We start from the raw sequence: 22,067 nt of genomic DNA, 5'->3' as shown, positions 1-22,067 counted from the left end.
TGATACATTAGATATGGCATATACAGAAGAAGAATTAAAGAAAGAGTTAGAGACCAAAGAGTATGAATACGGTTTTTACACAGATATAGAGTCAGAAACATTTCCAATAGGTTTAAATGAAGAGATTGTTATCGCAATTTCAAAAAAGAAAGAAGAGCCTGAGTGGATGACACTATGGCGATTAGAATCCTTTAAAATTTGGAAAGAAATGACCGAGCCTGAATGGGCCAACGTACACTACCAAAAACCAGATTTTCAAGCGATTTCCTATTATTCAGCACCCAAAAAAGCAGATCCTAATAAAACCTTAGACGATGTTGATCCGCAGTTATTAGAAATGTACAAGAAATTGGGTATTTCTGTTGACGAGCAAAAGAAACTGCAAAATGTTGCTGTTGATATTGTGATGGATTCGGTTTCTGTTGCAACGACATTTAAGAAGACCTTATCGGAAAAAGGAATCATATTTTGTTCAATTTCAGAAGCCATAAAAGAGCATCCAGAATTGGTAAAAAAATATATCGGCTCTGTCGTTCCTCAAAAAGACAATTATTATGCAGCTTTAAATTCTGCCGTATTTTCTGATGGTAGTTTCTGCTATATTCCTAAAGGAGTTCGTTGCCCCATGGAATTATCTACCTATTTTAGGATTAATCAGGCTGGTACAGGCCAGTTTGAGCGTACCTTGTTAATAGCCGATGAGGGTAGCTATGTTAGTTATTTAGAAGGTTGCACCGCGCCATCGCGCGATGAAAATCAATTACATGCAGCCGTTGTAGAGCTAATTGCTTTAGACGACGCTGAAATAAAATACTCTACGGTGCAAAACTGGTTCCCAGGGGGTAAAGATGGTAAAGGTGGCGTTTATAATTTTGTGACCAAAAGAGGAATCTGCGAGAAAAATGCTAAAATATCTTGGACACAAGTTGAAACCGGTTCTGCGGTAACCTGGAAATACCCTTCTTGCATCTTAAAAGGAGATAATTCAATAGGTGAATTTTATTCGATCGCGGTAACTAACAACTATCAGCAGGCAGATACTGGGACTAAAATGATACACCTTGGAAAAAATACGAGAAGTACCATTATATCTAAAGGAATTTCAGCAGGAAAATCACAAAATAGTTATAGAGGCTTAGTACAAATTTCAAGCAGAGCTGACAATGCACGTAATTTTTCGCAGTGCGACTCACTCTTGATGGGTAATGAATGTGGTGCACATACATTTCCATATATCGAAGTTAAAAATAAAACGGCTCAAATAGAGCATGAAGCTACGACTAGTAAAATTGGAGAAGACCAATTGTTTTATTGCAACCAAAGAGGTATCCCCACTGAAAAAGCCATCGCCTTAATTGTAAATGGTTTTAGCAAAGAGGTGTTAAACAAATTACCAATGGAATTTGCCGTGGAAGCGCAGAAATTATTGGAAATAAGTTTAGAAGGTTCTGTAGGATAATTTAAAATTAAAAATGAACACTTAAAAATAGTTTTAGTTGTTCATTTCAAACAATAAGGTAAATAGTATTTAGATATGTTAAAAATAAACAACTTACACGCGAGTGTAGACGGAAAAGAAATATTAAAAGGTATAAACCTAGAAGTAAAAGCGGGTGAAGTACATGCAATCATGGGACCAAACGGTTCTGGGAAAAGTACCTTAGCTTCAGTAATTGCTGGTAAAGAAGAATTTGAAGTAACCCAAGGGGAGGTTATTTTAGAAGGTGAAAATTTAGAAGACAGTGCTCCGGAAGAGCGCGCTCATAAAGGAGTTTTTCTTTCTTTTCAATATCCTGTTGAAATTCCTGGAGTTTCGGTTACTAACTTCATGAAGACAGCGATTAATGAAAGTCGTAAAGCACGTGGTTTAGAAGATATGAAAGCTAACGAAATGCTGAAATTGATCCGTGAAAAGGCGGAAATGCTAGAGATCGACCGTAAATTTTTATCACGTTCATTAAATGAAGGCTTTTCTGGTGGAGAGAAAAAACGTAATGAAATTTTTCAAATGGCCATGCTAGAACCAAAACTAGCCATCCTTGATGAAACAGATTCAGGCTTGGATATTGATGCGCTTAGAATTGTAGCCAACGGTGTTAATAAATTAAAAAGTAAAGACAACGCTGTAATCGTAATTACACATTATCAAAGACTTTTAGACTATATTATTCCTGATTTTGTGCACGTTATCCATGACGGAAAAATCGTAAAATCTGGAGGTAAAGAATTAGCCTTAGAGCTTGAAGAAAAAGGATACGATTGGCTAAAGAACGAGGTTACGGTCTAGTTTAAAAGTCGAATGTCAAAAGTCTAATGTGAAATATTTATGTCTAAAATAAATTCATTTGAAGATATAAATGCTTGGCAAAAAGGCAGAGAATTTAATAAATTATTATATCAAATTACTGAAAATGATATTTTTATAAAAGTTTTTGACTTAAAGAAACAAATAAGAAGGGCTTCAATCTCCATCACTTCTAACATTGCAGAAGGCTTTGAAAGAAATACCGATAAAGAATTTGTATATTTTTTATATGTAGCGAAAGCATCAGCAGGGGAAGTTAGATCACAATTATATTTAGCTTTTGATTTAGGGTATATTGGTGAGGACGATTTTTTAAAATTAAAAGAACAAATTGAAAACATATCTAAAATGTTGAGTGGATTAATTAAGTATTTGAATATAACCAAAGCTTAAATAAATATGACATTCGACTTTAGACATTAAAACAATAGACTAAGTTATGTTAAAAGACAAATTAATTTCTTCCTTCATGGCATTCGAGAACAATGTGGATATTGATAATCCTGTTCATGACGTACGTGTTGAAGCCATGAAAAATTTCGAAATAAAAGGCTTTCCTTCAAAAAAAGAAGAGGCTTGGAAATATACCTCGTTAAATGCTTTGCAGAAAACAGACTTTAGCATTTTTCCAAAACAAGTAAATACGCTTGAATATAAAGACGTTAAAAAATATTTTATTCACGAAATAGACACCTATAAAATTGTTTTTATCGATGGGGTTTATAGTTCAAACTTATCAGAAACTACCCATGATGGTGTTGATATTTGTTTGATGAGTTCGGCCTTAAATAAACCGATGTACAAACAAATCATCGATGTTTATTTTAATAAAATAGCTTCAAAAGACGAGTCTTTAACAAGCTTAAATACAGCCTTTAGTAAAGAAGGAGCATACATTTATATTCCTAAAAACAAAATGCCAAAGAAGCCTATAGAAATTTTACATTTCGCCACAGGCAACGAAGCATCTATTATGTTGCAACCTCGGAACTTAATTGTTGTGGAGGAAAATGCTGAGGTTCAGATTATGGAACGCCACCAAAGTTTAACAACAAACGAGGTATTGACAAACTCTGTAACTGAAATTTTTGCAGCAAAAAATGCAATTGTTGATTATTATAAAATTCAAAACGATGCTGCAACTGCTTCTTTAATTGACAACACCTACATCAACCAGAAAGATAAAAGCGTGGTAAAAGTGCATACCTTTAGTTTTGGAGGTAAATTAACACGTAATAATTTAAACTTCTATCAGAACGGAGAATATATAGATTCTACGATGAAAGGAGTTACTATTTTAGGTGAAAAACAACATGTAGATCACCATACTTTAGTACATCATATTGAACCTAATTGCGAGAGTCATCAAGATTATAAAGGTATTTATGATGAAAGTTCTACGGGAGTTTTTAATGGGAAGATTATCGTTGAAAAATTAGCTCAAAAAACAAATGCTTTTCAGCAAAACAATAATATTTTAGTAAGTGATAAAGCCTCTATCAATACCAAGCCACAATTAGAAATTTTTGCGGATGACGTAAAATGTTCACACGGCTGCACTATTGGTCAGTTAGATGAAGACGCCTTATTTTACTTACAATCTCGCGGTATTCCCAAGAAAGAAGCTAAGGCTTTATTAATGTATGCTTTTGCTAATAATGTACTAGCGAGTGTTCGAATTCCAGAATTAAAAACTAGAATTAATAAGTTAATAGCGAATAAGTTAGCTGTTAATTTAGGATTTGATTTATAAGATTGTCTAAAAATTAAAGTACCCGCTTGTTGCCTATAAAAGCGGGTACATTCTTATTGTTCTGCATGAATAAACAAAGCGCTTTATTTTTTCTCTTGTTGCTTATTGTTCAATTGGTACGGGCACAAGAGTTTAAATTTGGGGTAAAAGCTGGGGCCAATGCTTCTACTATTTACGGGGATTTTACCGAGGGTTTTCAACCAAGAATTGGGTTTCAATTAGGAGGTTTTATGGTTTTTGAAGTAGATGATAATTTTTACTTTCAACCAGAAGTTTTTTATAGTAGTCAAGGAGTTATTTTCGACACCGATTTACAGAGTATGAACCCTGACGGCCAGTCATTAGGCACTGATATACGAACGAATACTCAAAATAATTTCTTATCCCTACCATTAATTGTAGGCTTTAGGTTCAACAGAAAACTCACTTTAGAAGCAGGTCCTCAATTTGGTTTTCTATTAAATCAGGTCGTAAAAGTAAAAGAAGAAGACAACATTACTGACGAGCTTAAGTCATCCGGAAATTTAAGATTAGATTATGGATTGGCTGCAGGTGTATCTTACAAATTAACCGATAATATGCTTTTACAGCCAAGGGTGTACCTAGGTATTGCGAACAACCTTCGCGATGACCCATTTTCACTTGGAGCTCAAAATAGAAACTTATCCTTTCAGCTATCTATTGCTCATATCTTTAATTAAAGTTAAACCTGATTTCTTTATCGACTATATAAACCATAGTCATTATCTTTGTTTTAAAACTAGTGCTATGATACATACTGTTTTAGATATCTTAAAAATCCGTGAAGACTTCCCTATTCTAAAAAGGAAAGTTAATGGTCAAAATTTGGTGTATTTTGATAATGCAGCCACCTCGCAAACACCAAAGCACGTGATTGACGTTATTGTTGATTATTATAGTAATTACAACGCTAATATTCATAGAGGCGTTCATGCACTTTCCCAAGAAGCTACCGATAAATACGAAGAAGCTCGGATAAAAATTCAAACGCATTTTAATGCTGCAGCATCACATGAGATTATTTTTACTTCCGGTACCACACATGCCATAAATATTGTGGCCAACGGCTTCACTTCTTTCTTAAAAAAGGGAGATGAAGTTTTAGTTTCTGCCATGGAACACCATTCAAATATTGTGCCTTGGCAAATGTTATGTGAACGAACAGGAGCAACGATGAAGGTTATTCCTATGAATTTAGACGGAGAATTGCTTATGGATAAGTATCACGCTTTACTCTCGAATAAAACAAAATTAGTATTCTGCAATCACGTATCAAATGCTTTGGGAACCATCAACCCAATACAAGAAATTATTGAAGCGGCACATGCCGTTGGCGCGGCTGTTTTAATAGATGGCGCCCAAGCTGCACCACATATTATAGCTGATGTACAAGCTTTAGATGTTGACTTTTATACCGTTTCTGCCCATAAAATATGTGGACCCACTGGAGTGGGTATCTTATATGGCAAAGAAGCCTGGCTTAATAAATTGCCGCCGTATCAGGGTGGTGGAGAAATGATTGCTGAGGTTACTTTTGAAAAAACCACCTATGCTGGTTTACCCCATAAATTTGAGGCTGGAACACCTAACATTTGTGGCGGAATTGCTATGGGAGCAGGTCTAGATTATATGAATAGTATTGGTTTTGACGCTATCACCACCTACGAGCATGAACTGTTAGCCTACGCTACCGAAAAATTACTGGAAATAGAAGGATTAAAAATTTACGGTACAGCCAAAAACAAAACAGCAGTTGTCTCCTTTAATGTGGGGCAAATTCATCCTTATGATATTGGTTCTATTTTAGACAAATTAGGGGTTGCCGTTCGTACAGGACATCATTGCGCCCAGCCTATTATGGATTTCTTTAAAATACCAGGTACCGTTAGAGCCAGTTTTAGTTTCTACAACCTAAAAGAAGAAATTGATGTACTAGTCGCTGGTGTCAAAAGAGCAAAAGCAATGCTATCTTAAATTATTTTAAAAAAATTCTATATTTTTTTTATTACTACTTTCCCTTTAAACCTTGCTTCGCATCGATGAAGGGCAAAAGAATTGATTTTATTTTGTTATAAAAAAATTAAAATTTCGTTAAAAATTAGTTAAAAATTTATAAATTGAAGCCTAACTAATTTAAATAACATCAAAATTCTATGAAAAAAGTAGTTCTGGGGCTTGCAACGCTCGCCATGGTATATGCATGCCAAAATGATCAAATAGATTCAAATATCAATGAGCTTCAAGAAGTACAAATCGACATGAGTGATTTTACATTGCTCGTAGAAAATGAAGGTAATTTAACAGGAAAATCTGATCAAGGTGTTGAAAAATGTCACTCTATGAATAACCTCGCCTATAGATTAGAAAGTAATCCTAGCTTGTCAAAAAAAATGTACGATATAGAGTATAATACTCGAAAAGCCATTGCCTTAAAAGCAAATAGCAAAGGAAAACCAGGTGGAGGTTCTGGTGGAGGTGGTGGAACCACTCCAACTATTTTTACAGGAGCTATTACGATACCGGTGGTGATTAATATTATTGAGTCAAGTCCAGGGAAGGTAACAGATGCTCAAATAAATTCTCAAATAGCTATTTTAAATGAGGATTTTAATAATAATAACTCAAGAACAAGTGGTATTCCGTCTGAATTTTCTAGTGCTGTTGCGGATATTGATATTACATTTACTAGAGGAAATGTAATTAGAAAAACTTCTTCAGTAAGCTCTTGGGGTACTAATGATGCTATGAAATTTGCCTCACAAGGAGGAATCGATGCTACAGATACTGCAAATAACTTAAACATCTGGGTGTGTGAAATAGGTGGTGGAATTTTAGGATATGCTCAATTTCCTGGTGGAACAGCTGCAACTGATGGAATTGTTATTGGAACCGACTTTTTTGGAGAAACTAATGCTGGAGGGGTCTACGGTAATGGGAGAACTGCAACTCATGAAGTAGGACATTGGTTAAACCTTCGACATATTTGGGGAGATGGAAGATGTAACAGAGATGATTTTGTGGCTGACACTCCAACTTCAGATGCACCAAATTATAATTGCCCATCATACCCTACTGTTAATTGTAGAAGTACAGATATGACTATGAACTATATGGATTATGTACAAGATGATTGTATGTATATGTTTACTAATGGTCAAAATGATAGAATGAGAACATTGTTTGTTTCGGGAGGTCCTAGAGAAGGTTTTGTAAACTAAGTTTTAAAGATAAATTTTGAAAAAGGGTGTCCAAATCGACACCCTTTTTTTTGTAGCTTTAATTTTTATTCTATTGATATGAAAAATCTTATTTTTGTTAGTGGTATCTTCTTGTTTTTTTTAGCCTGTGGAGCTAATAAAAGCGAAAAAAATAGCTGCCCATCAAGCATATTATACAAAGTGGAAACAAGAGGTCTTTATGTCAATATTGCATTAAATAAATCCACAATAACTATTGAAAAAGGCAGCAATAAAGAAAATAGTAAAACAATAGATTTAGATAAAAACTACTGGGCACAAATTTGTTCGATGGTAGAGAAAATCAACTTAAAGAATATTAAAAATATTAAGCCAACATCAGAAGGTAGATTTAGTGATAGAGCAGCAATTGCTAAATTAAAAATTGAATTTCAAGATAAAGTATATGAATCTAATAATTTTGATCATGGAAATCCTCCAGAAAAATTGAAAGAACTAATTGAGAAAATATTAGCATTATCAGAAACTGCTCAATAGTAAATCTTATCGTATTTTTGTGCAACGAAAATCTCTCCACAGAATATAAATAAAGAGACTATGGCAATTAAAGAAATACAGGAAGATATTATTGACGAATTTTCGATGTTTGAAGATTGGATGCAGCGCTACGAGTACATGATTGAACTTGGGAAAGCCCTACCTTTAATTGACGAAAAATATAAGATTGATGACAATGTCATTAAGGGATGTCAAAGTAAGGTTTGGGTCCATGCAGAATTAGAGGATGATAAATTAGTCTTTACAGCCGATAGTGATGCTATAATTACAAAAGGTATTATCGCTATTTTAGTGCGTGCCTTCAGCAATCAAAAGCCACAAGACATTATAGATGCCGATACGCAATTTATCGACGACATTGGACTCAAAGAACATTTATCTCCAACCAGAGCCAACGGATTGGTAAGTATGATTAAGCAATTGAAATTATACGCAATTGCTTACCAAACACAAATAGCAAAGCCCCCCATCCCCCAAAAGGGTAGTTAAATGCTTTAAGGAACTAAATTGATGATTTTAAAATAATTATACTGGTGGCAGAGTGGAGCCGAAGTCTTGAAATGCTTAATTTTAGCTAACAATATTTTAATGATTCGACCAACATAACCTTAAACCAGAAACAATAGAAACCAGAAACTAAAAAACATGAGCGAAGAAACTACAATAGATACGGCAGAATTAGGAGAAAAAATAGTAAAGGTTTTAAAAACCATTTATGATCCAGAAATTCCTGTCGATATATATGAATTAGGCCTTATTTACGATGTATTCGTGAATGAAGATCATGAAGTCAAAATTTTAATGACCTTAACATCTCCTAACTGTCCAGTTGCAGAATCGCTACCGGCAGAAGTAGAAGAAAAAGTAAAATCATTAAATGCTGTTAAAGACGCTGAAGTAGAAATTACGTTTGATCCCCCTTGGACGCAAGACTTAATGAGCGAAGAAGCAAAGTTAGAATTGGGGATGCTTTGATTCCGTAGTTAGTAGGTAGTGGTAAGTAAAAACTTTTAAGTTCAAAAAATACGAAATTTGAAATTGCTTAGCACCAGAAACCATCAACGAACAACGAATTTTAATCATGGAAGACATTGTAAATAAAGTCGCTCTAAGTAAGCTGGTCGTTTTTGACTTAGAAGATTACTATCCAAAAGGCAAACGTGAGCGCATCGATATCAAAGATTGGTTATATGAAGGATTTATTCTTCGCGAAAAAGAATTTAGACTATGTCTAGAAGCCCACAATTGGGAACAATATAAAGACAGCTATGTGGCCTTACATTGCAGTACAGATGCTATTATTCCCGGTTGGGCGTATATGCTGATCAGTACTAAATTACAGCCCCATGCCAACAAAGTAATCATTGGTGATCTTGAACAGTTAGAAGCAACCTTATACCAAAACATCCTAGAAAATCTCGACGTTTCAGATTTAAAAGACAAACCTGTGATTATAAAGGGATGTAGTCATAAACCTGTTCCTGCAAATGCATATCTATGGGCAACTTTAAAAATACAAAGCGTAGCAAAAAGCGTGATGTATGGGGAGGCATGCTCCTCTGTGCCCCTATTTAAAAGAAAATAAGGTTTTATGAGCTATTTTATAGCTAATTCTTACCTTTGCCCATCCAAAAAATTAAATACTCGAAACCCTTTACATTATGAAAAAATTACTATTAAGCTTTTTTGCAAGTTTTGTTTTATTCGCAGGATATGGTCAAACTGTTAAAGAATTAAAAGCTGAACAAGCGCCTAAGAAAGACTCTATTGCAGCCATCCAATCGAGAATAAATGCCCTTCAGTCTAAAATTGATGCTATGCCGGGTTGGAAAAAAGGAGCTTTTGGTACCATCGGAGGAAGCATTTCTAGTTTTAGCAACTGGTACGCTCAAGGAGCTCCCAATAACGACGCTGGAAACCTAGGGTTTACCGTTAATGCATATGCAAACCTTAAAGAAGAAAAGTTTTTTTGGAGAAATTCTGCCAACCTAAACTTAGCTTGGGTTAAATTAGACAATAAAGACAACCCTAACGATAGTGATGCGTTTGAGGGAACCACAGATGTTTTTCAATTGACCTCATTATACGGTCGTAAGTTAACTGAAAAGTTTGCAGTCTCTGGATTAGGAGAATACAGAACCACCCTTTTGAACAACTTTAATAATCCTGGTTATTTAGATTTAGGAATTGGTGCTACTTGGACACCTATTGAAGATTTAGTCGTGGTGATTCATCCTCTAAACTATAACTTTGTATTCGCAGATAATAACGCTGTTTTTGAGTCCTCTTTAGGAGCTAAAATAGTTGCTGATTATACCAAAAAAATAGGCGCTATTAACTTTAAATCGAACGTATCTATGTTCCAAAGTTATGAGAATGGAGATTTATCAAACATAACTTGGACAAATTCTTTTGGGTATACCTTATGGAAAATGATTGGGGTAGGTTTTGACTTTGGTTTAAGAAGCAACAAACAAGAAGCTTTAAATTATGCTTTAGGTCAGTATGATGCCACTGCTATTCCTGTTCAAACTGTTCCAACTTTTTCAAATGTAGATAATAAACTACAGACCTATTGGATGTTAGGTTTGAACTATGCATTCTAGAAAAAAAACTGAAATTAACTAAAAAAACGCCCTCTATATTAGAGGGCGTTTTTTAGTTTTTAGCGTAGGTTAATGGTTAATTTGGGAACTTTTTTAGTGTTGCTGCCGTATATCAATTTTGGGGAATCGATGCACTAGCTTTTTGATTTTCGTAACGTTATTAATTTGGGGAAAAACTTCGCTACTTAAATACAAATCAAAGATAAGAAGCGTATTCCTTTTTTCAACAATTTTTGTTGTGAAGCCAAACATTTTTGTAGTGAAAATTTAAACGGCACAAAAATACCGACAAACTGCTCATGGAGTACCACCATAGGAACAAAAATGTAAGCTTAATATTCGTCTAAATGTTCCGGATATAAGAAATTATTATACGGAAAACGGGTGATATGAATGTCACGTACCTCATCATAGACTCTTTTTCTAAATTCATCTAAGTTTTCTTTATTTAAAGCGGAGATAAATAAAGCACGGTCCCCTACTTTACGCATCCATGTGTTACGCCATTCATCAAGGGTAAAATGTTTTTCTGTTCGCTCCGTAATTAAATCATCCTCATCGATAGTTTCATGTTCATATTGGTCTATCTTATTAAAAACCATAATAACTTTTTTATCCGAGCTATTAATCTCTCCTAAGGTTTTATTCACCGATGCGATATGTTCTTCAAATTGTGGATGTGAAATATCTACAATATGTAATAACAAGTCCGCTTCACGAACTTCATCTAAGGTACTTTTAAAGCTCTCTACTAATTGTGTCGGGAGTTTTCTAATAAAACCTACCGTATCACTTAATAGGAAGGGTAAATTGCCAATCACTACTTTACGCACCGTAGTATCTAAAGTAGCAAATAATTTATTCTCAGCAAAAACCTCACTTTTACTTACCACATTCATTAATGTAGATTTCCCCACGTTGGTATACCCTACTAAAGCTACCCTTACTAAAGCACCCCGGTTACCACGCTGTGTTTCCATTTGCTTATCTATTTTAAGCAATTTCTTCTTCAAGAGTGTTATCCTATCTCGCACAATACGCCTATCCGTCTCAATTTCTGTTTCCCCCGGTCCGCGCATTCCAATTCCACCTTTTTGGCGTTCTAAATGCGTCCATAAACCAGTAAGTCTAGGCAATAAGTACTCATATTGTGCTAACTCAACTTGTGTTCTAGCGTAACTTGTTTGTGCCCTTTGTGAAAATATATCTAGAATTAGGTGGGTACGATCAAGAATTTTGCACTTTAACTGTTTTTCTATATTCCTTTGTTGGGCAGGGCTTAATTCGTCATCAAAAATTACACAACCAATTTCGTGTTCTTCTACATACGCCTCGACGTCTTTCATTTTCCCACTACCGATATAAGTTTTCGGATTTGGTACATCTACTTTTTGCACAAATCTTTTGTATACTTCGCCACCAGCGGTATAGGTAAGAAACTCTAACTCGTCAAGATACTCTTTTACTTTTTCTTCATTCTGATCCCTATTGATAACACCAATAAGCACCGTTCTCTCGTAATCTATTTCTTTTTGCTCTAACATATAGTAATTTAAAGTACAAATTTACGGAATAGTAAGATAGCTATTTTGTATTTTTGAAAAACAACTTTTTAAAGCCTGCGATTTATTTAAAAACAAGCCTTAGGCCTAGCTTTCAAGTTTTAAAATACAGCTGGTTATACGTTTTTTAAGGTTATAGGGATTAAAATTAAGAGGGGTAAGAAGAAAAAACACAAATGAATACGGAAAATAAAACTAAAGTTTTAGGACCTAACACATGGAGAAAACTCAAATCAGTTTTATTTAAAAAAAGTCGCCACAATTCACTTTTTACTATTGCCTTCTACAATCTAGAAAATCTTTTTGATACGCTACATCATGCTGATAAATTAGATAAAAACTATACACCAAATGGCCTTTTAAAATGGACCCCAGAACGGTACACTTCAAAACTTCATAAATTAGCCAGTACTATTGCTAAAATTGGTGTAAAAACGGCTGATAAACTACCGGTTCTCATTGGGGTCTCTGAGGTGGAGAACAAAACAGTTTTAAATGATTTACTGAAGGTTGACGCTTTAAGAAATGAAGATTATGGCTATTTGCATTACGACTCTCCTGACGAGCGAGGCATAGACACCGCTCTTATTTATAATAAGCACTACTTTGAAATTATTGCATCTGAAGCTATTCCTCTTTTGGTCTATAATTTAGACGGACAACAAGATATGACTAGAGATATTTTGTATGTGCATGGTAGCTTAAATGGAGAAGAAATACATGTCTTTGTAAACCATTGGCCTTCCAGACGCGATGGTGGAATAGAAACAGCGTATAAGCGCATCAAAGCGGCAGAGACCATCATCAGTTTTATGGAAATCATTGAGCAAAAACATCAGCAGCCAAAATATATCATCATGGGCGATTTTAATGATGACCCAAAAGCTGAAAGTATAGAAAAACTACTTGAAACGCAGCGGTTTTTTCATCCCATGAAAAGATTATTGACCACAAAAAGAGGTAGTGCAAATTATAAGTTTAATTGGTCTCTTTTCGATCAAATTATAATTTCCCATAGCTTTTTGAACTATAAGAAAAAAGCCCATAGCTATACTACAGCGAATATTTTTGATCCTGAATTTCTAAAAGAATTTAAGGGGAGATACAAAGGGAGTCCATTTAGAACCTACGTAGGCAGTAGATATATGGGGGGCTATAGCGATCATTTTCCTGTTTATATTCAATTAAAATTGAATAATTAAGAGCCTACAATACCTACGCAAAATTAGCACAATAGTGCATTTCATCGAAAAAAAGAGTTTTTAATCGATTAATACACATTCATATGATATATTTGTAGTCCAAATCTTACTAAAATAAAATCATGAGCTACAAAAACCTATTCCCAAATCGGGTTTCCTTGTTCGTAACCGCTGCACTAATCATGAGCGGTTTTGCTTATTCTCAAGCACCTACTAAAGCTGAAATTATACGTAGTGATGAAACGCAAAAAGCAACAAGCTTGGAAAGCCTTAGTCAAGATTTTAAGCGTGAATACCTAGCCATAGAAAAAAATATACAAGATTTTGCTAAAGTAAATGGTTTAAAAGTAAGGGAAACCTTAGCTAATGGAAACCAAATTGAGTTAATAGATTTAGGTACCGATGGTACACCATTGTACTATAGTACTTTTAGTGACCATGCCAGTGAAGTGTCAAGAGCCAATACCTTATATGATGGTGGCCTCTTAAATTTAGGCTTGAGTGGAAAAGGTATGCATGTAGGTCTTTGGGATGCTGGAAAAGCATTAATAACACATCAAGAATATACCTCAAGAGTACTGGTTACCGATGAGGCTGATGCCATAAGTCCTCATGCCACCATGGTTTTAGGGGCTATGATATCAAAAGGCATAAAATCGAAAGCAAAAGGAGTTGCTTTTAATGCGAATGCTACTTCCAATGATTGGAAAGCGGATAAAGTAGAAGTAGCCGCAGCAGCAGCAGCCGGATTGCTATTATCCAATCACTCCTATGGAATTCGTCCAGATTTTGTTCCCGATTGGTATTTTGGTGCTTACATACAAGTATCTCAAGATTGGGATAAAATAATGTATAATGCTCCTTATTATTTAATGGTAACAGCCGCAGGAAATGCGCAAAAACTTAATTTTAATGATGCCCCAATTTCCGGCAAAAACACGGAGGGTTTTGATCTTCTTCTTGGTTTCTCTACCTCTAAAAACGGAATTAATGTGGCCGCTGTTGAAACAGAGGTTGACTTGAAAGGCAATCTTAAAAAAGCCTATGTTGCCAATTATAGCAGCCATGGACCTACAGATGATGGCAGAATAAAACCAGACATTGCTGGTAGTGGCGCTAATATAATTTCTACGCAATCTGCAAGCAACACAAGTTATGATACCTATTCAGGAACTTCCATGGCAGCACCTGGCGTTACTAGTACTATGCTCTTATTACAAGAATATTATCTGCGTCTCCACGATCGCTATATGAAAGCAGCCACATTAAAAGGCTTAGTATTACATAGTGCTGATGATGTCGACGTTCCAGGTCCTGATTATAAAATGGGTTGGGGCGTGATCAATGCCAAAACTGCTGCAGAGATTATCACAACAAACGATTACTCTTCGTTTATTATTGAAGCGAGCTTAAAAGAAAATGAAATTTACAGTGTTACTGTTGATGCAAAAGACGGCGAAAGTTTACTAGCCTCCATTTCATGGACCGATCCTGTTGGCAATTATATCAACAAAGGAAATGTAAACGATGTCACTCCTGCATTAGTTAATGATTTAGATATTAGAATAACGAAAAATAACGAAACGTACTACCCATGGCTCTTAAACCCGAAACAAGCTTCATCTCCAGCGATACAAGGAGATAATACCGTTGATCCTTTTGAAAAGATTAAAATCGACAAGGCTAGTGGAAGCTATACGATAACCGTTAGTCACAAAGGAAAAATAACGAATGGCGTTCAAAATTTCTCCCTCATTATTTCTGGTGCTAAGGTAACAGAATGCGAAGCCAAAACTCCTCAAAATTTTAAAACGGCCAACGCTGAGGCTTCTAGTATTGAATTAGCCTGGGATGCGATCACCGATGCTATTTTTGAAGTACACTACAAAGCTGAAAATGATACAGATTGGCAAATACTATTTACAGACAAGAACAGCGTGAAACTAGAAAATTTAGCCTTAAATGAAAACTATGATGTTAAGGTACGTACCAATTGCACTGCATCTGTTTTTTCTGATTTTTCAGAAACCCTAAATATAGTTTTTAAAGGCATTGCTACCGCAGCAAGTTTTGATTTAGAGCTCCAGGAACTATCGCTTGTTGAAAACCTTAAATTTTCAGTATACCCAAACCCAACTACAGAAAAAATTACCATTAAGGGTCAATTAAGTAATCGCGCCTTTTACAGTATTGTTTCGAGCAATGGAATCATACAGAAAAAAGGAAAAGCGGCCTTCAACTCTATTGATGTAGAAGATTTATCCTCTGGCTTTTACTCGTTAACTATTTTTGAAGATGGTGAGCAACAATCTATGAAGTTTATTAAAAATTAAATTATACGGACTTGTTCGTCATAAAATGCAAGCTTCCCCCCGATTTTGCTTTTAGACACTGATAATTTCATGGTCATTTAACAAGTTCTCGTTTCTGAGTCTTAAAAACACTTGAGCCGTTGTAACAACGTCTAATTCACAATATTTAATAATCCGATCCAAGTCATTGTTTTCGTAATATACCTCGCGTACCATACTTCCATCAATATCGCCTTTAGGTGATGGTATTCCAAGTACATTCGCCATTAGTTTCAATGAAGTATAGTGTTTATAATCGCCAAACTTCCAAAGTTCCATGGTGTCTAAATGAGGAATTTCCCATGGTTTTTTTCCAAATAAATTTAATTTAAGAGGTAAATCAATTCCGTTTATAAGCATTCTCCTTGCAATGTAAGGAAAATCAAATTCTTTGGCATTATGGCCACAAAGCAGGTATTTAGGTCCTTCAAAATGACCTTCTAATAAATTTTTAAATTCGGTTAACAGTTTAGTTTCGTCTCCATAAAAAGTAGTGACTCTAAAGGCTCTGTTACTGCCATTATTTTTAAAATACCCAACAGAAATGCAAATTATTTTACCAAACTCAGCCCAAATACCTGCACGTTCGTAAAACTCCTCAGCCGTAAAATCATCTTTGCGTTGGTACTGAGATTTATGCGTCCAAAGTTCTTTTTTATCTTCATCCAAATCTTTAAAACTAGGGTGCTCTGGTACTGTTTCAATATCTAAAAAAAGAATGTGCTCCAGGTTTATCTTCTGTAACATGGTTACTGTTTTTTTGAAAGTAAATAGTTATTTAAAATAGGGGTTAGATTTATACTATTAAATTAGTTAAATATAATCTAAAATTAGAACTCTTAATACCTTAGTAGCAGCCCGTTTCTAGTGAAATTGATAAAAAACACTTCATTCTCAAAAAAAAAGTAGCACCAACCAGCTAGTTTGTTTTTGTTTACTATTGAGGAAGTACTACATAAAGCGGACTATTTGTAATGCTGTTAAACATCGACAAGTAACATAAACAGCTTTGATTTCATAAAAATAGTTAGGCATACCAACTAGGTGGTTTGTAAAAATTAAAATAAAGAAGCTTGTTTGTAGGGACTTTCATGTTCTAAAAGCCATTGCTTACGTTGTAATCCGCCAGCGTAACCTGTTAAGGAGCCATCGCTACCAATAACTCGATGACATGGTACCACAATCCAAATAGGATTTCTACCATTCGCAGATGCTACGGCTCGAATGGCTTTAGGATCACCTAATTTTCTAGAGAGTTCAAGATAGGAAACCGTAGTACCAAACGGAATTTCAGCTATGGCATTCCAGACTCTTTTTTGAAAATCAGTACCTTCTGGGTTTAATGCTAAATTGAACTCTTGCCGCGTACCTTCAAAATACTCTCTCAGCTGATAAACAGCATCTTCAAGAACTTCGGGAATCACAAGGGTAACTTCTTCATCACTATCTAAAACCGTAATTTCAGAAATTCCGGTTTCATCCCCTTCAAGTTTAGCGACACCTAAAGGTGTATTTATATAAGCTGTTTCTTTCAAGTTTATTCTGGTTTTTGTTCAATAACCCCACTTTCCTTAGCCCTTGTTTCCCAGTTTTTCCGGGCTAGAAGTTGCAAATCGGCAACATTATCTGTTTCATCCATAATTTCGAGTCCTAATAAGGTCTCAATAACGTCTTCCATAGAAACCAAACCACTTACGGACCCATATTCATCAACAACTAAGGCAATGTGTTCTCTTTTAGCAATTAAAATATCAAATAATTTTGGAATGGGCGTGTCGCGTTCCGTAATAATCAAAGGTCTTTTTATTTCACCTAAAGTCACGTGGCCATTTTCATTAATAATCTCTTCTAAAAAAGTATCTTTTAGTACAAACCCCGTAATATTATCTACTTTTCCATCGTACACTGGAATTCGAGAAAAACGCAACTTTGGGTTCTCTTTAAAAAATTCCAGCACTGTTTTGCTTTCAGAAGCGATCTTTACGACTGCTCTTGGGGTCATAATATCCTTTACGAGTACCTCATTAAAACGCAATAAATTTTTGATAATAGTAGATTCAGATTTTTGAAAAACGCCTTCTTCGTGGGCGATATCGGTCATTGCCGTAAAATCTTCTCTACTTAAAACACTCCCATGATGCTCTTTCCCACCCACTAATTTTGTAAAAAATTGCAGCACAAATAAAAGTCCCGTATATTTTAAAACGATAACCATAATTTTAAGAGTCTTGGCCGAAAAATTTGCCAATTGTCTCCAGTACGTGGCACCTATGGTTTTTGGAATAATTTCTGATGCCACTAGAATTAAAACAGTCATAACCGTAGATACTATCCCCACCATAAGATCTTCGGTGAAGGAAAAGCCTAAAAATGTCTGCTGGTTGGTTCCATATAGTTCAGCATAGGCAACTTTTGCCTCAACACCCACCAGAATAGCCCCAACAGTGTGTGCTATGGTGTTTATCGTGAGAATCGCTATTAGCGGTTTATCAACATCTTTTTTTAACTCTTCTAAGGTAAAAGCGTACGTTTTATTCTCCTTTTTCTTGATGTTGATAAATGTGGGATTAACACTTAACAGCACTGCTTCTAAAATAGAACATAAGAATGAAAAAAAGATAGAAATAACTGCATAGAAAATTAGAAGACCCATATATGACCATTTAAAAAAACTAAGATACCAATTTATTACAGACTATGCTTACCCTAATCGACTTGTAAAATACCCTTATAAAATACGTCTAGAACTGCTGATCTGATATTTAGAGCATATATGTTTTGTTGATTTCTTGTAGGGTACACCCTATTTGATAAGAAAATATAGACCAATTGTGTTTCAGGATCTGCCCAAACAAACGTACCGGTAAAACCACTATGTCCAAAACTTGTTGAACTTACTTCAGGTGTAGGATAGGCATCTTTAAAGGCAAGTTCTTTATTGTTTAAATAGGGTTTGTCAAAGCCTAATCCACGCCGGTTATCATTTTCAGGGTATTGCACTTTGATAAATTCTTTTACGATGTCTTCAGCAATCACCTGTTTACCATTATAAGTACCATAATTTAAATACAATTGCATCATTTTAGCCAAATCTGTAGCCGTACCAAAAAGTCCAGCATTTCCAGAAACACCCCCTAGTAGCGCGGCATTTTCATCATGAACCCAACCTTGAGTAAGGTCATGTCTAAATACGCTGTCCATTTCTGTAGGGACAATTTTAGAAGCGAAATTTTCGTTTTTCGGTAAAAAAGTAAGTGTAGTCGCACCAACTGGGGAATAAAAATTTTTTTGAAGGTAGTTTTGATAATTTTCGCCTGTTAGTTTTGATATCAATTCTGGGAACAGCAGAAATGAAAGTCCAGAGTACAGGTATTTTTTATCCGCTGAAACCTTAGATCTATTTATTTTTCGAAACATTTTTCGGTTAAATCGATCTTTTATAAATAGACTGTCATACGCTTGGCGTTGAAATCTATTTTTAGCGGCGGTTTTAACAAACCGTGATTTTATTTTCCCATTTTTTTTTAAAACATCATTTAAAAAAACAATATAAGACTTAAGGCCCGCTTGATGGGCTAAAATTTCACGAAGGCTAAGGTCTTTTTTATCCTTCTTTTTTTTCCAAGGTTTCCAATAGGTGCTGAAAGGTTGATCTAAATCTAATTTGCCTTCCTCTACCAATTTCATGATGGCTGGTAATGGCCCCATAATTTTAGTCACCGAAGCTAAATCATACCTATCGTTTAAAGCAGCCGGTTGAAGGCTATCGTAGGTATGAAAACCATAGGCCTTATGAAAAACAATCTTTGCATCCTTAGCCACTAAAACCTGGGCAGAAGGAAAAGCCTTATTTTTTATACCATTCGTTATAATAGAATCAACCTTCGAATAAATATAGGCAGAATCTAAACCAAGCTCTGCAAGTGAGGCGTAAGAAAGTGGATTATTTTGAGCATTAATACTCGTTACCACCATTAAACTCAAAAACAAGAAGCTATTTTTCATTCTTTTATGGAATGTTAGATTTTCAGATGGTCTACATTTAGGATTGTTTGATGATTAAGGTTGGTGTACTTAAATTTTCAAATCAATACCTCTTCAAATCAAATAAGTATTGACATCTCTTATTTGAACTTTGAATTTATGTTATTTTTTTGGAATCTATAGGCAATAATTACAATTGCCCCTATGATAATCATTGAAATTAGAAAACCATCGTATCCATAGGCAGTCGTCGCCCAGAATATTGAATATAGGCTCAGCCAAACTCCAACACCCAAGACAATCCATTTTTTATATTTCACTTCCATTAGTATTCCTTTTATTTAAATGTGGATGCTTGGCTTTTTTGCTCAAAAGAGCTAGGATATTTCATTTACAAATCTTCAAATCAACACATTTTAATAGTAATCAATTTATTAATATTTCCCTTTGGGCGTTGCACTGAGCGCAGCCGAAGTGAGCTAGGGGGCTTACATCAACCTCACCGCATCCTTAGCAAAGTAGCTGGTAATAATAGTAGCACCAGCTCTTTTTATGGCCATTAATTGTTCAAACATGACTGCATCATGATCTATCCAGCCCTTTTCAGCTGCTGCTTTCACCATGGCATACTCACCACTGACTTGGTATACAGCAATGGGTACGTCGAATTGATTTTTTATATCTCGAACAATATCCAAATAACACAATCCTGGTTTCACCATGACAATATCGGCACCTTCTTCAATATCGAGTTGCGTTTCTCGAATGGCTTCTAAGCGATTGGCATAATCCATTTGATAGGTACTTTTATTTTTTGGTACATTTTCGATGTCAACTGGGGCAGAATCTAAGGCATCACGAAAAGGGCCATAAAAGGAGCTTGCATATTTAGCGCTATAGCTCATGATTCCGGTATTGATAAATCCTTCGGCTTCTAAGGCCTCACGAATCGATAAAATTCTGCCATCCATCATGTCACTCGGTGCTACAAAATCAGCACCTGCTCTGGCATGAGAAACACTCATTTGGGCCAAAAGATCAGCCGATTCATCGTTTAATATTTGTCCGTTTGCTACGATACCGTCATGGCCGTAACTCGAAAATGGATCTAGGGCCACATCCGTCATCACCAACATATCAGGACAAGCATTTTTAACTGTTTTAATCGCACGCTGCATAAGCCCTTCTGGGTTTAAAGCTTCTGTACCTTTGTTGTCTTTTAGATGATCTGGTACTTTTACAAATAGTAACACAGCTCCTAATCCCATATGCCATAGTTCTTTCACTTCTTTTTCTAAGTGATCCAAACTTAGGCGATAATAATTAGGCATCGAAGCAATTTCTTCCTTTACATTTTTACCTTCCGTGACAAAAACTGGCACTAAAAAATCACTTGGAGTGAGAATATTTTCACGTACTAAACTTCGAATAGCTTCTGAACTTCTAAGGCGTCTGTTTCTTATTAATGGGAACATAGTTTTATTTTAAATTTTCTTTCTTCACAAAGATAACCCAACCATAACAAATAGTCCTAAGCAAAAAAGCTTTAAAAAAAACCTTACATTGTAACAATATTGATCATAAAGCTACAAATAGTATTAATAAGCAACCATCTAAACAAAAAACTATGCTTTCTATCCAGAACCTCAACAAAACGTATCCAAACGGAACAAAAGCGCTCAACAATGTTCATCTAGAAATCCATAAAGGCATGTTCGGCCTTCTAGGTCCCAACGGGGCTGGTAAATCAACCTTAATGCGAACTATTTCTACCCTGCAAATTGCGGATACAGGTACCATTGAATTTGATGGCATTGATGTTTTTAGTCAGCCTGAAGAGTTGCGAAAAGTTTTAGGCTATCTGCCACAAGATTTTGGCGTGTATCCGAAAGTTTCGGCAGAAATGATGCTGAATCATATCGCAAAAATTAAAGGGATTCATAGTAGTTCAGATAGAAAAGCCTACGTTGCAGATCTGCTCAATAAAGTAAATTTATATACCTTCAGAAAACGAAATTTAGGTGATTATTCGGGCGGAATGCGGCAGCGATTCGGGATTGCACAAGCCTTAATTGGCAATCCTAAATTAATTATTGTCGATGAACCAACGGCTGGTTTAGATCCTTTAGAGCGCAACCGCTTTCATAACTTATTAAGTGAATTGGGCGAAGATGCTGTGGTTATTTTGTCGACCCATATTGTGGATGATGTGGTAAACTTATGTACCAATATGGCGGTTTTTAATGAAGGAACAGTGGTAGTTCAAGGCCATCCTCAAGAACTATCTAACTCGCTCAACGAAAAAGTATTCCGTAAGCGAATTGAAAAAGATGAAATTGAAAAATACCAGTCAGAATATACCGTGCTTTCTACCTATTTGCGTAGTGGCAACATGAACGTAAATGTATTTAGTGATACACACCCTGGCGAAGGTTTTGAAGTGGTCAACAACAACCTAGAAGATTTTTATTTCTATAGCATCAACCAACCTCAAACCGTATAATCATACAATAAGCCAATATTAAGTT

21 protein-coding genes are annotated in these 22,067 nt (G+C 35.3%); 15 read left to right on the top strand and 6 right to left on the bottom strand.

Features of this window, described 5'->3' with window-relative positions:
- The first annotated feature begins 13 nt into the window (after positions 1 to 13).
- The 12 genes from sufB (at position 14) to GQ45_RS11380 (ending at position 10,440) form a co-directional block, all read left to right on the top strand.
- On the top strand, positions 14 to 1,459 hold the full coding sequence (gene sufB / locus GQ45_RS11435; RefSeq protein ID WP_047418029.1) for a Fe-S cluster assembly protein SufB: 1,446 nt from the start codon (positions 14 to 16) through the stop codon (positions 1,457 to 1,459).
- 75 nt (positions 1,460 to 1,534) lie between these two features.
- Positions 1,535 to 2,287 carry a Fe-S cluster assembly ATPase SufC gene (sufC, locus tag GQ45_RS11430; protein WP_047418026.1) on the top strand — a complete coding sequence of 251 codons (753 nt, stop codon included), beginning with the start codon at positions 1,535 to 1,537 and terminating at the stop codon, positions 2,285 to 2,287.
- A 39-nt stretch (positions 2,288 to 2,326) separates the two neighbouring features.
- Complete coding sequence (locus tag GQ45_RS11425) at positions 2,327 to 2,698, top strand: four helix bundle protein (RefSeq protein ID WP_047418024.1); 372 nt, start codon at positions 2,327 to 2,329, stop codon at positions 2,696 to 2,698.
- Positions 2,699 to 2,744: 46 nt separating this feature from the next.
- Complete coding sequence (gene sufD, locus GQ45_RS11420) at positions 2,745 to 4,058, top strand: Fe-S cluster assembly protein SufD (protein ID WP_047418021.1); 1,314 nt, start codon at positions 2,745 to 2,747, stop codon at positions 4,056 to 4,058.
- 65 nt (positions 4,059 to 4,123) lie between these two features.
- Positions 4,124 to 4,759 (top strand): porin family protein, encoded by a 636-nt coding sequence (locus tag GQ45_RS11415; RefSeq protein WP_047418018.1) that lies wholly within the window; start codon positions 4,124 to 4,126, stop codon positions 4,757 to 4,759.
- 67 nt (positions 4,760 to 4,826) lie between these two features.
- Positions 4,827 to 6,053: an aminotransferase class V-fold PLP-dependent enzyme gene (locus GQ45_RS11410; protein WP_047418015.1), complete on the top strand. Its 1,227-nt coding sequence runs from the start codon at positions 4,827 to 4,829 to the stop codon at positions 6,051 to 6,053.
- A gap of 179 nt (positions 6,054 to 6,232) precedes the next feature.
- Positions 6,233 to 7,297, top strand: a complete 1,065-nt coding sequence (locus tag GQ45_RS11405; RefSeq protein WP_047418012.1) for a zinc metalloprotease — start codon at positions 6,233 to 6,235, stop codon at positions 7,295 to 7,297.
- Between the two features lie 78 nt (positions 7,298 to 7,375).
- On the top strand, positions 7,376 to 7,813 hold the full coding sequence (locus tag GQ45_RS17625; RefSeq protein WP_052188205.1) for a hypothetical protein: 438 nt from the start codon (positions 7,376 to 7,378) through the stop codon (positions 7,811 to 7,813).
- A gap of 60 nt (positions 7,814 to 7,873) precedes the next feature.
- Positions 7,874 to 8,323, top strand: coding sequence for a SufE family protein (locus tag GQ45_RS11395; RefSeq protein WP_047418009.1), 450 nt, complete (start codon positions 7,874 to 7,876; stop codon positions 8,321 to 8,323).
- Positions 8,324 to 8,479: 156 nt separating this feature from the next.
- Positions 8,480 to 8,809, top strand: coding sequence for an SUF system Fe-S cluster assembly protein (locus tag GQ45_RS11390; protein ID WP_047418007.1), 330 nt, complete (start codon positions 8,480 to 8,482; stop codon positions 8,807 to 8,809).
- Positions 8,810 to 8,915: 106 nt separating this feature from the next.
- A complete protein-coding gene (locus GQ45_RS11385; RefSeq protein WP_047418005.1) occupies positions 8,916 to 9,419 on the top strand; it encodes a DUF2480 family protein in 504 nt (167 codons plus the stop codon).
- 76 nt (positions 9,420 to 9,495) lie between these two features.
- The gene (locus tag GQ45_RS11380) at positions 9,496 to 10,440 is read left to right on the top strand and encodes a DUF3078 domain-containing protein (RefSeq protein WP_047418002.1); all 945 of its coding nucleotides are present in this window, start codon (positions 9,496 to 9,498) and stop codon (positions 10,438 to 10,440) included.
- 332 nt (positions 10,441 to 10,772) lie between these two features.
- Here the strand turns inward: GQ45_RS11380 and hflX are convergent, their stop codons facing one another.
- Entirely contained in the window at positions 10,773 to 11,984 is a 1,212-nt protein-coding gene (hflX, locus tag GQ45_RS11375) for a GTPase HflX (RefSeq protein ID WP_047417999.1), read from the bottom strand.
- Between the two features lie 194 nt (positions 11,985 to 12,178).
- Between hflX and GQ45_RS11370 the strand changes: the two genes are divergently transcribed.
- Positions 12,179 to 13,204 carry an endonuclease gene (locus GQ45_RS11370; RefSeq protein ID WP_231555192.1) on the top strand — a complete coding sequence of 342 codons (1,026 nt, stop codon included), beginning with the start codon at positions 12,179 to 12,181 and terminating at the stop codon, positions 13,202 to 13,204.
- Between the two features lie 122 nt (positions 13,205 to 13,326).
- Positions 13,327 to 15,537, top strand: coding sequence for a S8 family serine peptidase (locus GQ45_RS11365; protein ID WP_047417996.1), 2,211 nt, complete (start codon positions 13,327 to 13,329; stop codon positions 15,535 to 15,537).
- Positions 15,538 to 15,588: 51 nt separating this feature from the next.
- Here GQ45_RS11365 and GQ45_RS11360 read toward each other — a convergent pair whose 3' ends face one another.
- The 5 genes from GQ45_RS11360 to hemB all read right to left on the bottom strand — a co-directional run bounded on the left by GQ45_RS11360 (position 15,589) and on the right by hemB (position 21,014).
- Complete coding sequence (locus GQ45_RS11360) at positions 15,589 to 16,302, bottom strand: 3'-5' exonuclease (RefSeq protein ID WP_047417993.1); 714 nt, start codon at positions 16,300 to 16,302, stop codon at positions 15,589 to 15,591.
- Between the two features lie 311 nt (positions 16,303 to 16,613).
- Positions 16,614 to 17,090 (bottom strand): methylated-DNA--[protein]-cysteine S-methyltransferase, encoded by a 477-nt coding sequence (locus GQ45_RS11355; protein ID WP_047417990.1) that lies wholly within the window; start codon positions 17,088 to 17,090, stop codon positions 16,614 to 16,616.
- 2 nt (positions 17,091 to 17,092) lie between these two features.
- Positions 17,093 to 18,208: a CNNM domain-containing protein gene (locus tag GQ45_RS11350; protein WP_047417987.1), complete on the bottom strand. Its 1,116-nt coding sequence runs from the start codon at positions 18,206 to 18,208 to the stop codon at positions 17,093 to 17,095.
- Positions 18,209 to 18,261: 53 nt separating this feature from the next.
- Positions 18,262 to 19,560 carry a serine hydrolase gene (locus GQ45_RS11345; RefSeq protein ID WP_081980914.1) on the bottom strand — a complete coding sequence of 433 codons (1,299 nt, stop codon included), beginning with the start codon at positions 19,558 to 19,560 and terminating at the stop codon, positions 18,262 to 18,264.
- A gap of 467 nt (positions 19,561 to 20,027) precedes the next feature.
- Positions 20,028 to 21,014, bottom strand: coding sequence for a porphobilinogen synthase (gene hemB, locus GQ45_RS11335; RefSeq protein ID WP_047417981.1), 987 nt, complete (start codon positions 21,012 to 21,014; stop codon positions 20,028 to 20,030).
- 152 nt (positions 21,015 to 21,166) lie between these two features.
- Between hemB and GQ45_RS11330 the strand changes: the two genes are divergently transcribed.
- Positions 21,167 to 22,042, top strand: coding sequence for an ABC transporter ATP-binding protein (locus GQ45_RS11330; protein ID WP_047417977.1), 876 nt, complete (start codon positions 21,167 to 21,169; stop codon positions 22,040 to 22,042).
- Positions 22,043 to 22,067 lie beyond the last annotated feature (25 nt).

It is taken from the genome of Cellulophaga sp. Hel_I_12, from assembly GCF_000799565.1.
GTDB lineage: Bacteria > Bacteroidota > Bacteroidia > Flavobacteriales > Flavobacteriaceae > Cellulophaga.
The sequence above is the reverse complement of the archived record's forward strand: the minus strand, read 5'-3'. Positions and strand labels throughout refer to the sequence as shown.

What these genes read in the sequence shown, in the direction of transcription:
- GQ45_RS11410 (WP_047418015.1), top strand. Translation starts at nt 4,827, where the DNA reads ATGATACATACTGTTTTAGATATCTTAAAAATCCGTGAAGACTTCCCT.
- sufC (WP_047418026.1), top strand. Translation starts at nt 1,535, where the DNA reads ATGTTAAAAATAAACAACTTACACGCGAGTGTAGACGGAAAAGAAATA.
- GQ45_RS11360 (WP_047417993.1), bottom strand. Translation starts at nt 16,302, where the DNA reads ATGTTACAGAAGATAAACCTGGAGCACATTCTTTTTTTAGATATTGAA.
- GQ45_RS11385 (WP_047418005.1), top strand. Translation starts at nt 8,916, where the DNA reads ATGGAAGACATTGTAAATAAAGTCGCTCTAAGTAAGCTGGTCGTTTTT.
- hflX (WP_047417999.1), bottom strand. Translation starts at nt 11,984, where the DNA reads ATGTTAGAGCAAAAAGAAATAGATTACGAGAGAACGGTGCTTATTGGT.
- GQ45_RS11425 (WP_047418024.1), top strand. Translation starts at nt 2,327, where the DNA reads ATGTCTAAAATAAATTCATTTGAAGATATAAATGCTTGGCAAAAAGGC.
- GQ45_RS11405 (WP_047418012.1), top strand. Translation starts at nt 6,233, where the DNA reads ATGAAAAAAGTAGTTCTGGGGCTTGCAACGCTCGCCATGGTATATGCA.
- GQ45_RS17625 (WP_052188205.1), top strand. Translation starts at nt 7,376, where the DNA reads ATGAAAAATCTTATTTTTGTTAGTGGTATCTTCTTGTTTTTTTTAGCC.
- GQ45_RS11370 (WP_231555192.1), top strand. Translation starts at nt 12,179, where the DNA reads ATGAATACGGAAAATAAAACTAAAGTTTTAGGACCTAACACATGGAGA.
- GQ45_RS11390 (WP_047418007.1), top strand. Translation starts at nt 8,480, where the DNA reads ATGAGCGAAGAAACTACAATAGATACGGCAGAATTAGGAGAAAAAATA.
- sufD (WP_047418021.1), top strand. Translation starts at nt 2,745, where the DNA reads ATGTTAAAAGACAAATTAATTTCTTCCTTCATGGCATTCGAGAACAAT.
- GQ45_RS11345 (WP_081980914.1), bottom strand. Translation starts at nt 19,560, where the DNA reads ATGAAAAATAGCTTCTTGTTTTTGAGTTTAATGGTGGTAACGAGTATT.
- sufB (WP_047418029.1), top strand. Translation starts at nt 14, where the DNA reads ATGGCATATACAGAAGAAGAATTAAAGAAAGAGTTAGAGACCAAAGAG.
- GQ45_RS11415 (WP_047418018.1), top strand. Translation starts at nt 4,124, where the DNA reads ATGAATAAACAAAGCGCTTTATTTTTTCTCTTGTTGCTTATTGTTCAA.
- hemB (WP_047417981.1), bottom strand. Translation starts at nt 21,014, where the DNA reads ATGTTCCCATTAATAAGAAACAGACGCCTTAGAAGTTCAGAAGCTATT.
- GQ45_RS11330 (WP_047417977.1), top strand. Translation starts at nt 21,167, where the DNA reads ATGCTTTCTATCCAGAACCTCAACAAAACGTATCCAAACGGAACAAAA.
- GQ45_RS11350 (WP_047417987.1), bottom strand. Translation starts at nt 18,208, where the DNA reads ATGGGTCTTCTAATTTTCTATGCAGTTATTTCTATCTTTTTTTCATTC.
- GQ45_RS11395 (WP_047418009.1), top strand. Translation starts at nt 7,874, where the DNA reads ATGGCAATTAAAGAAATACAGGAAGATATTATTGACGAATTTTCGATG.
- GQ45_RS11380 (WP_047418002.1), top strand. Translation starts at nt 9,496, where the DNA reads ATGAAAAAATTACTATTAAGCTTTTTTGCAAGTTTTGTTTTATTCGCA.
- GQ45_RS11365 (WP_047417996.1), top strand. Translation starts at nt 13,327, where the DNA reads ATGAGCTACAAAAACCTATTCCCAAATCGGGTTTCCTTGTTCGTAACC.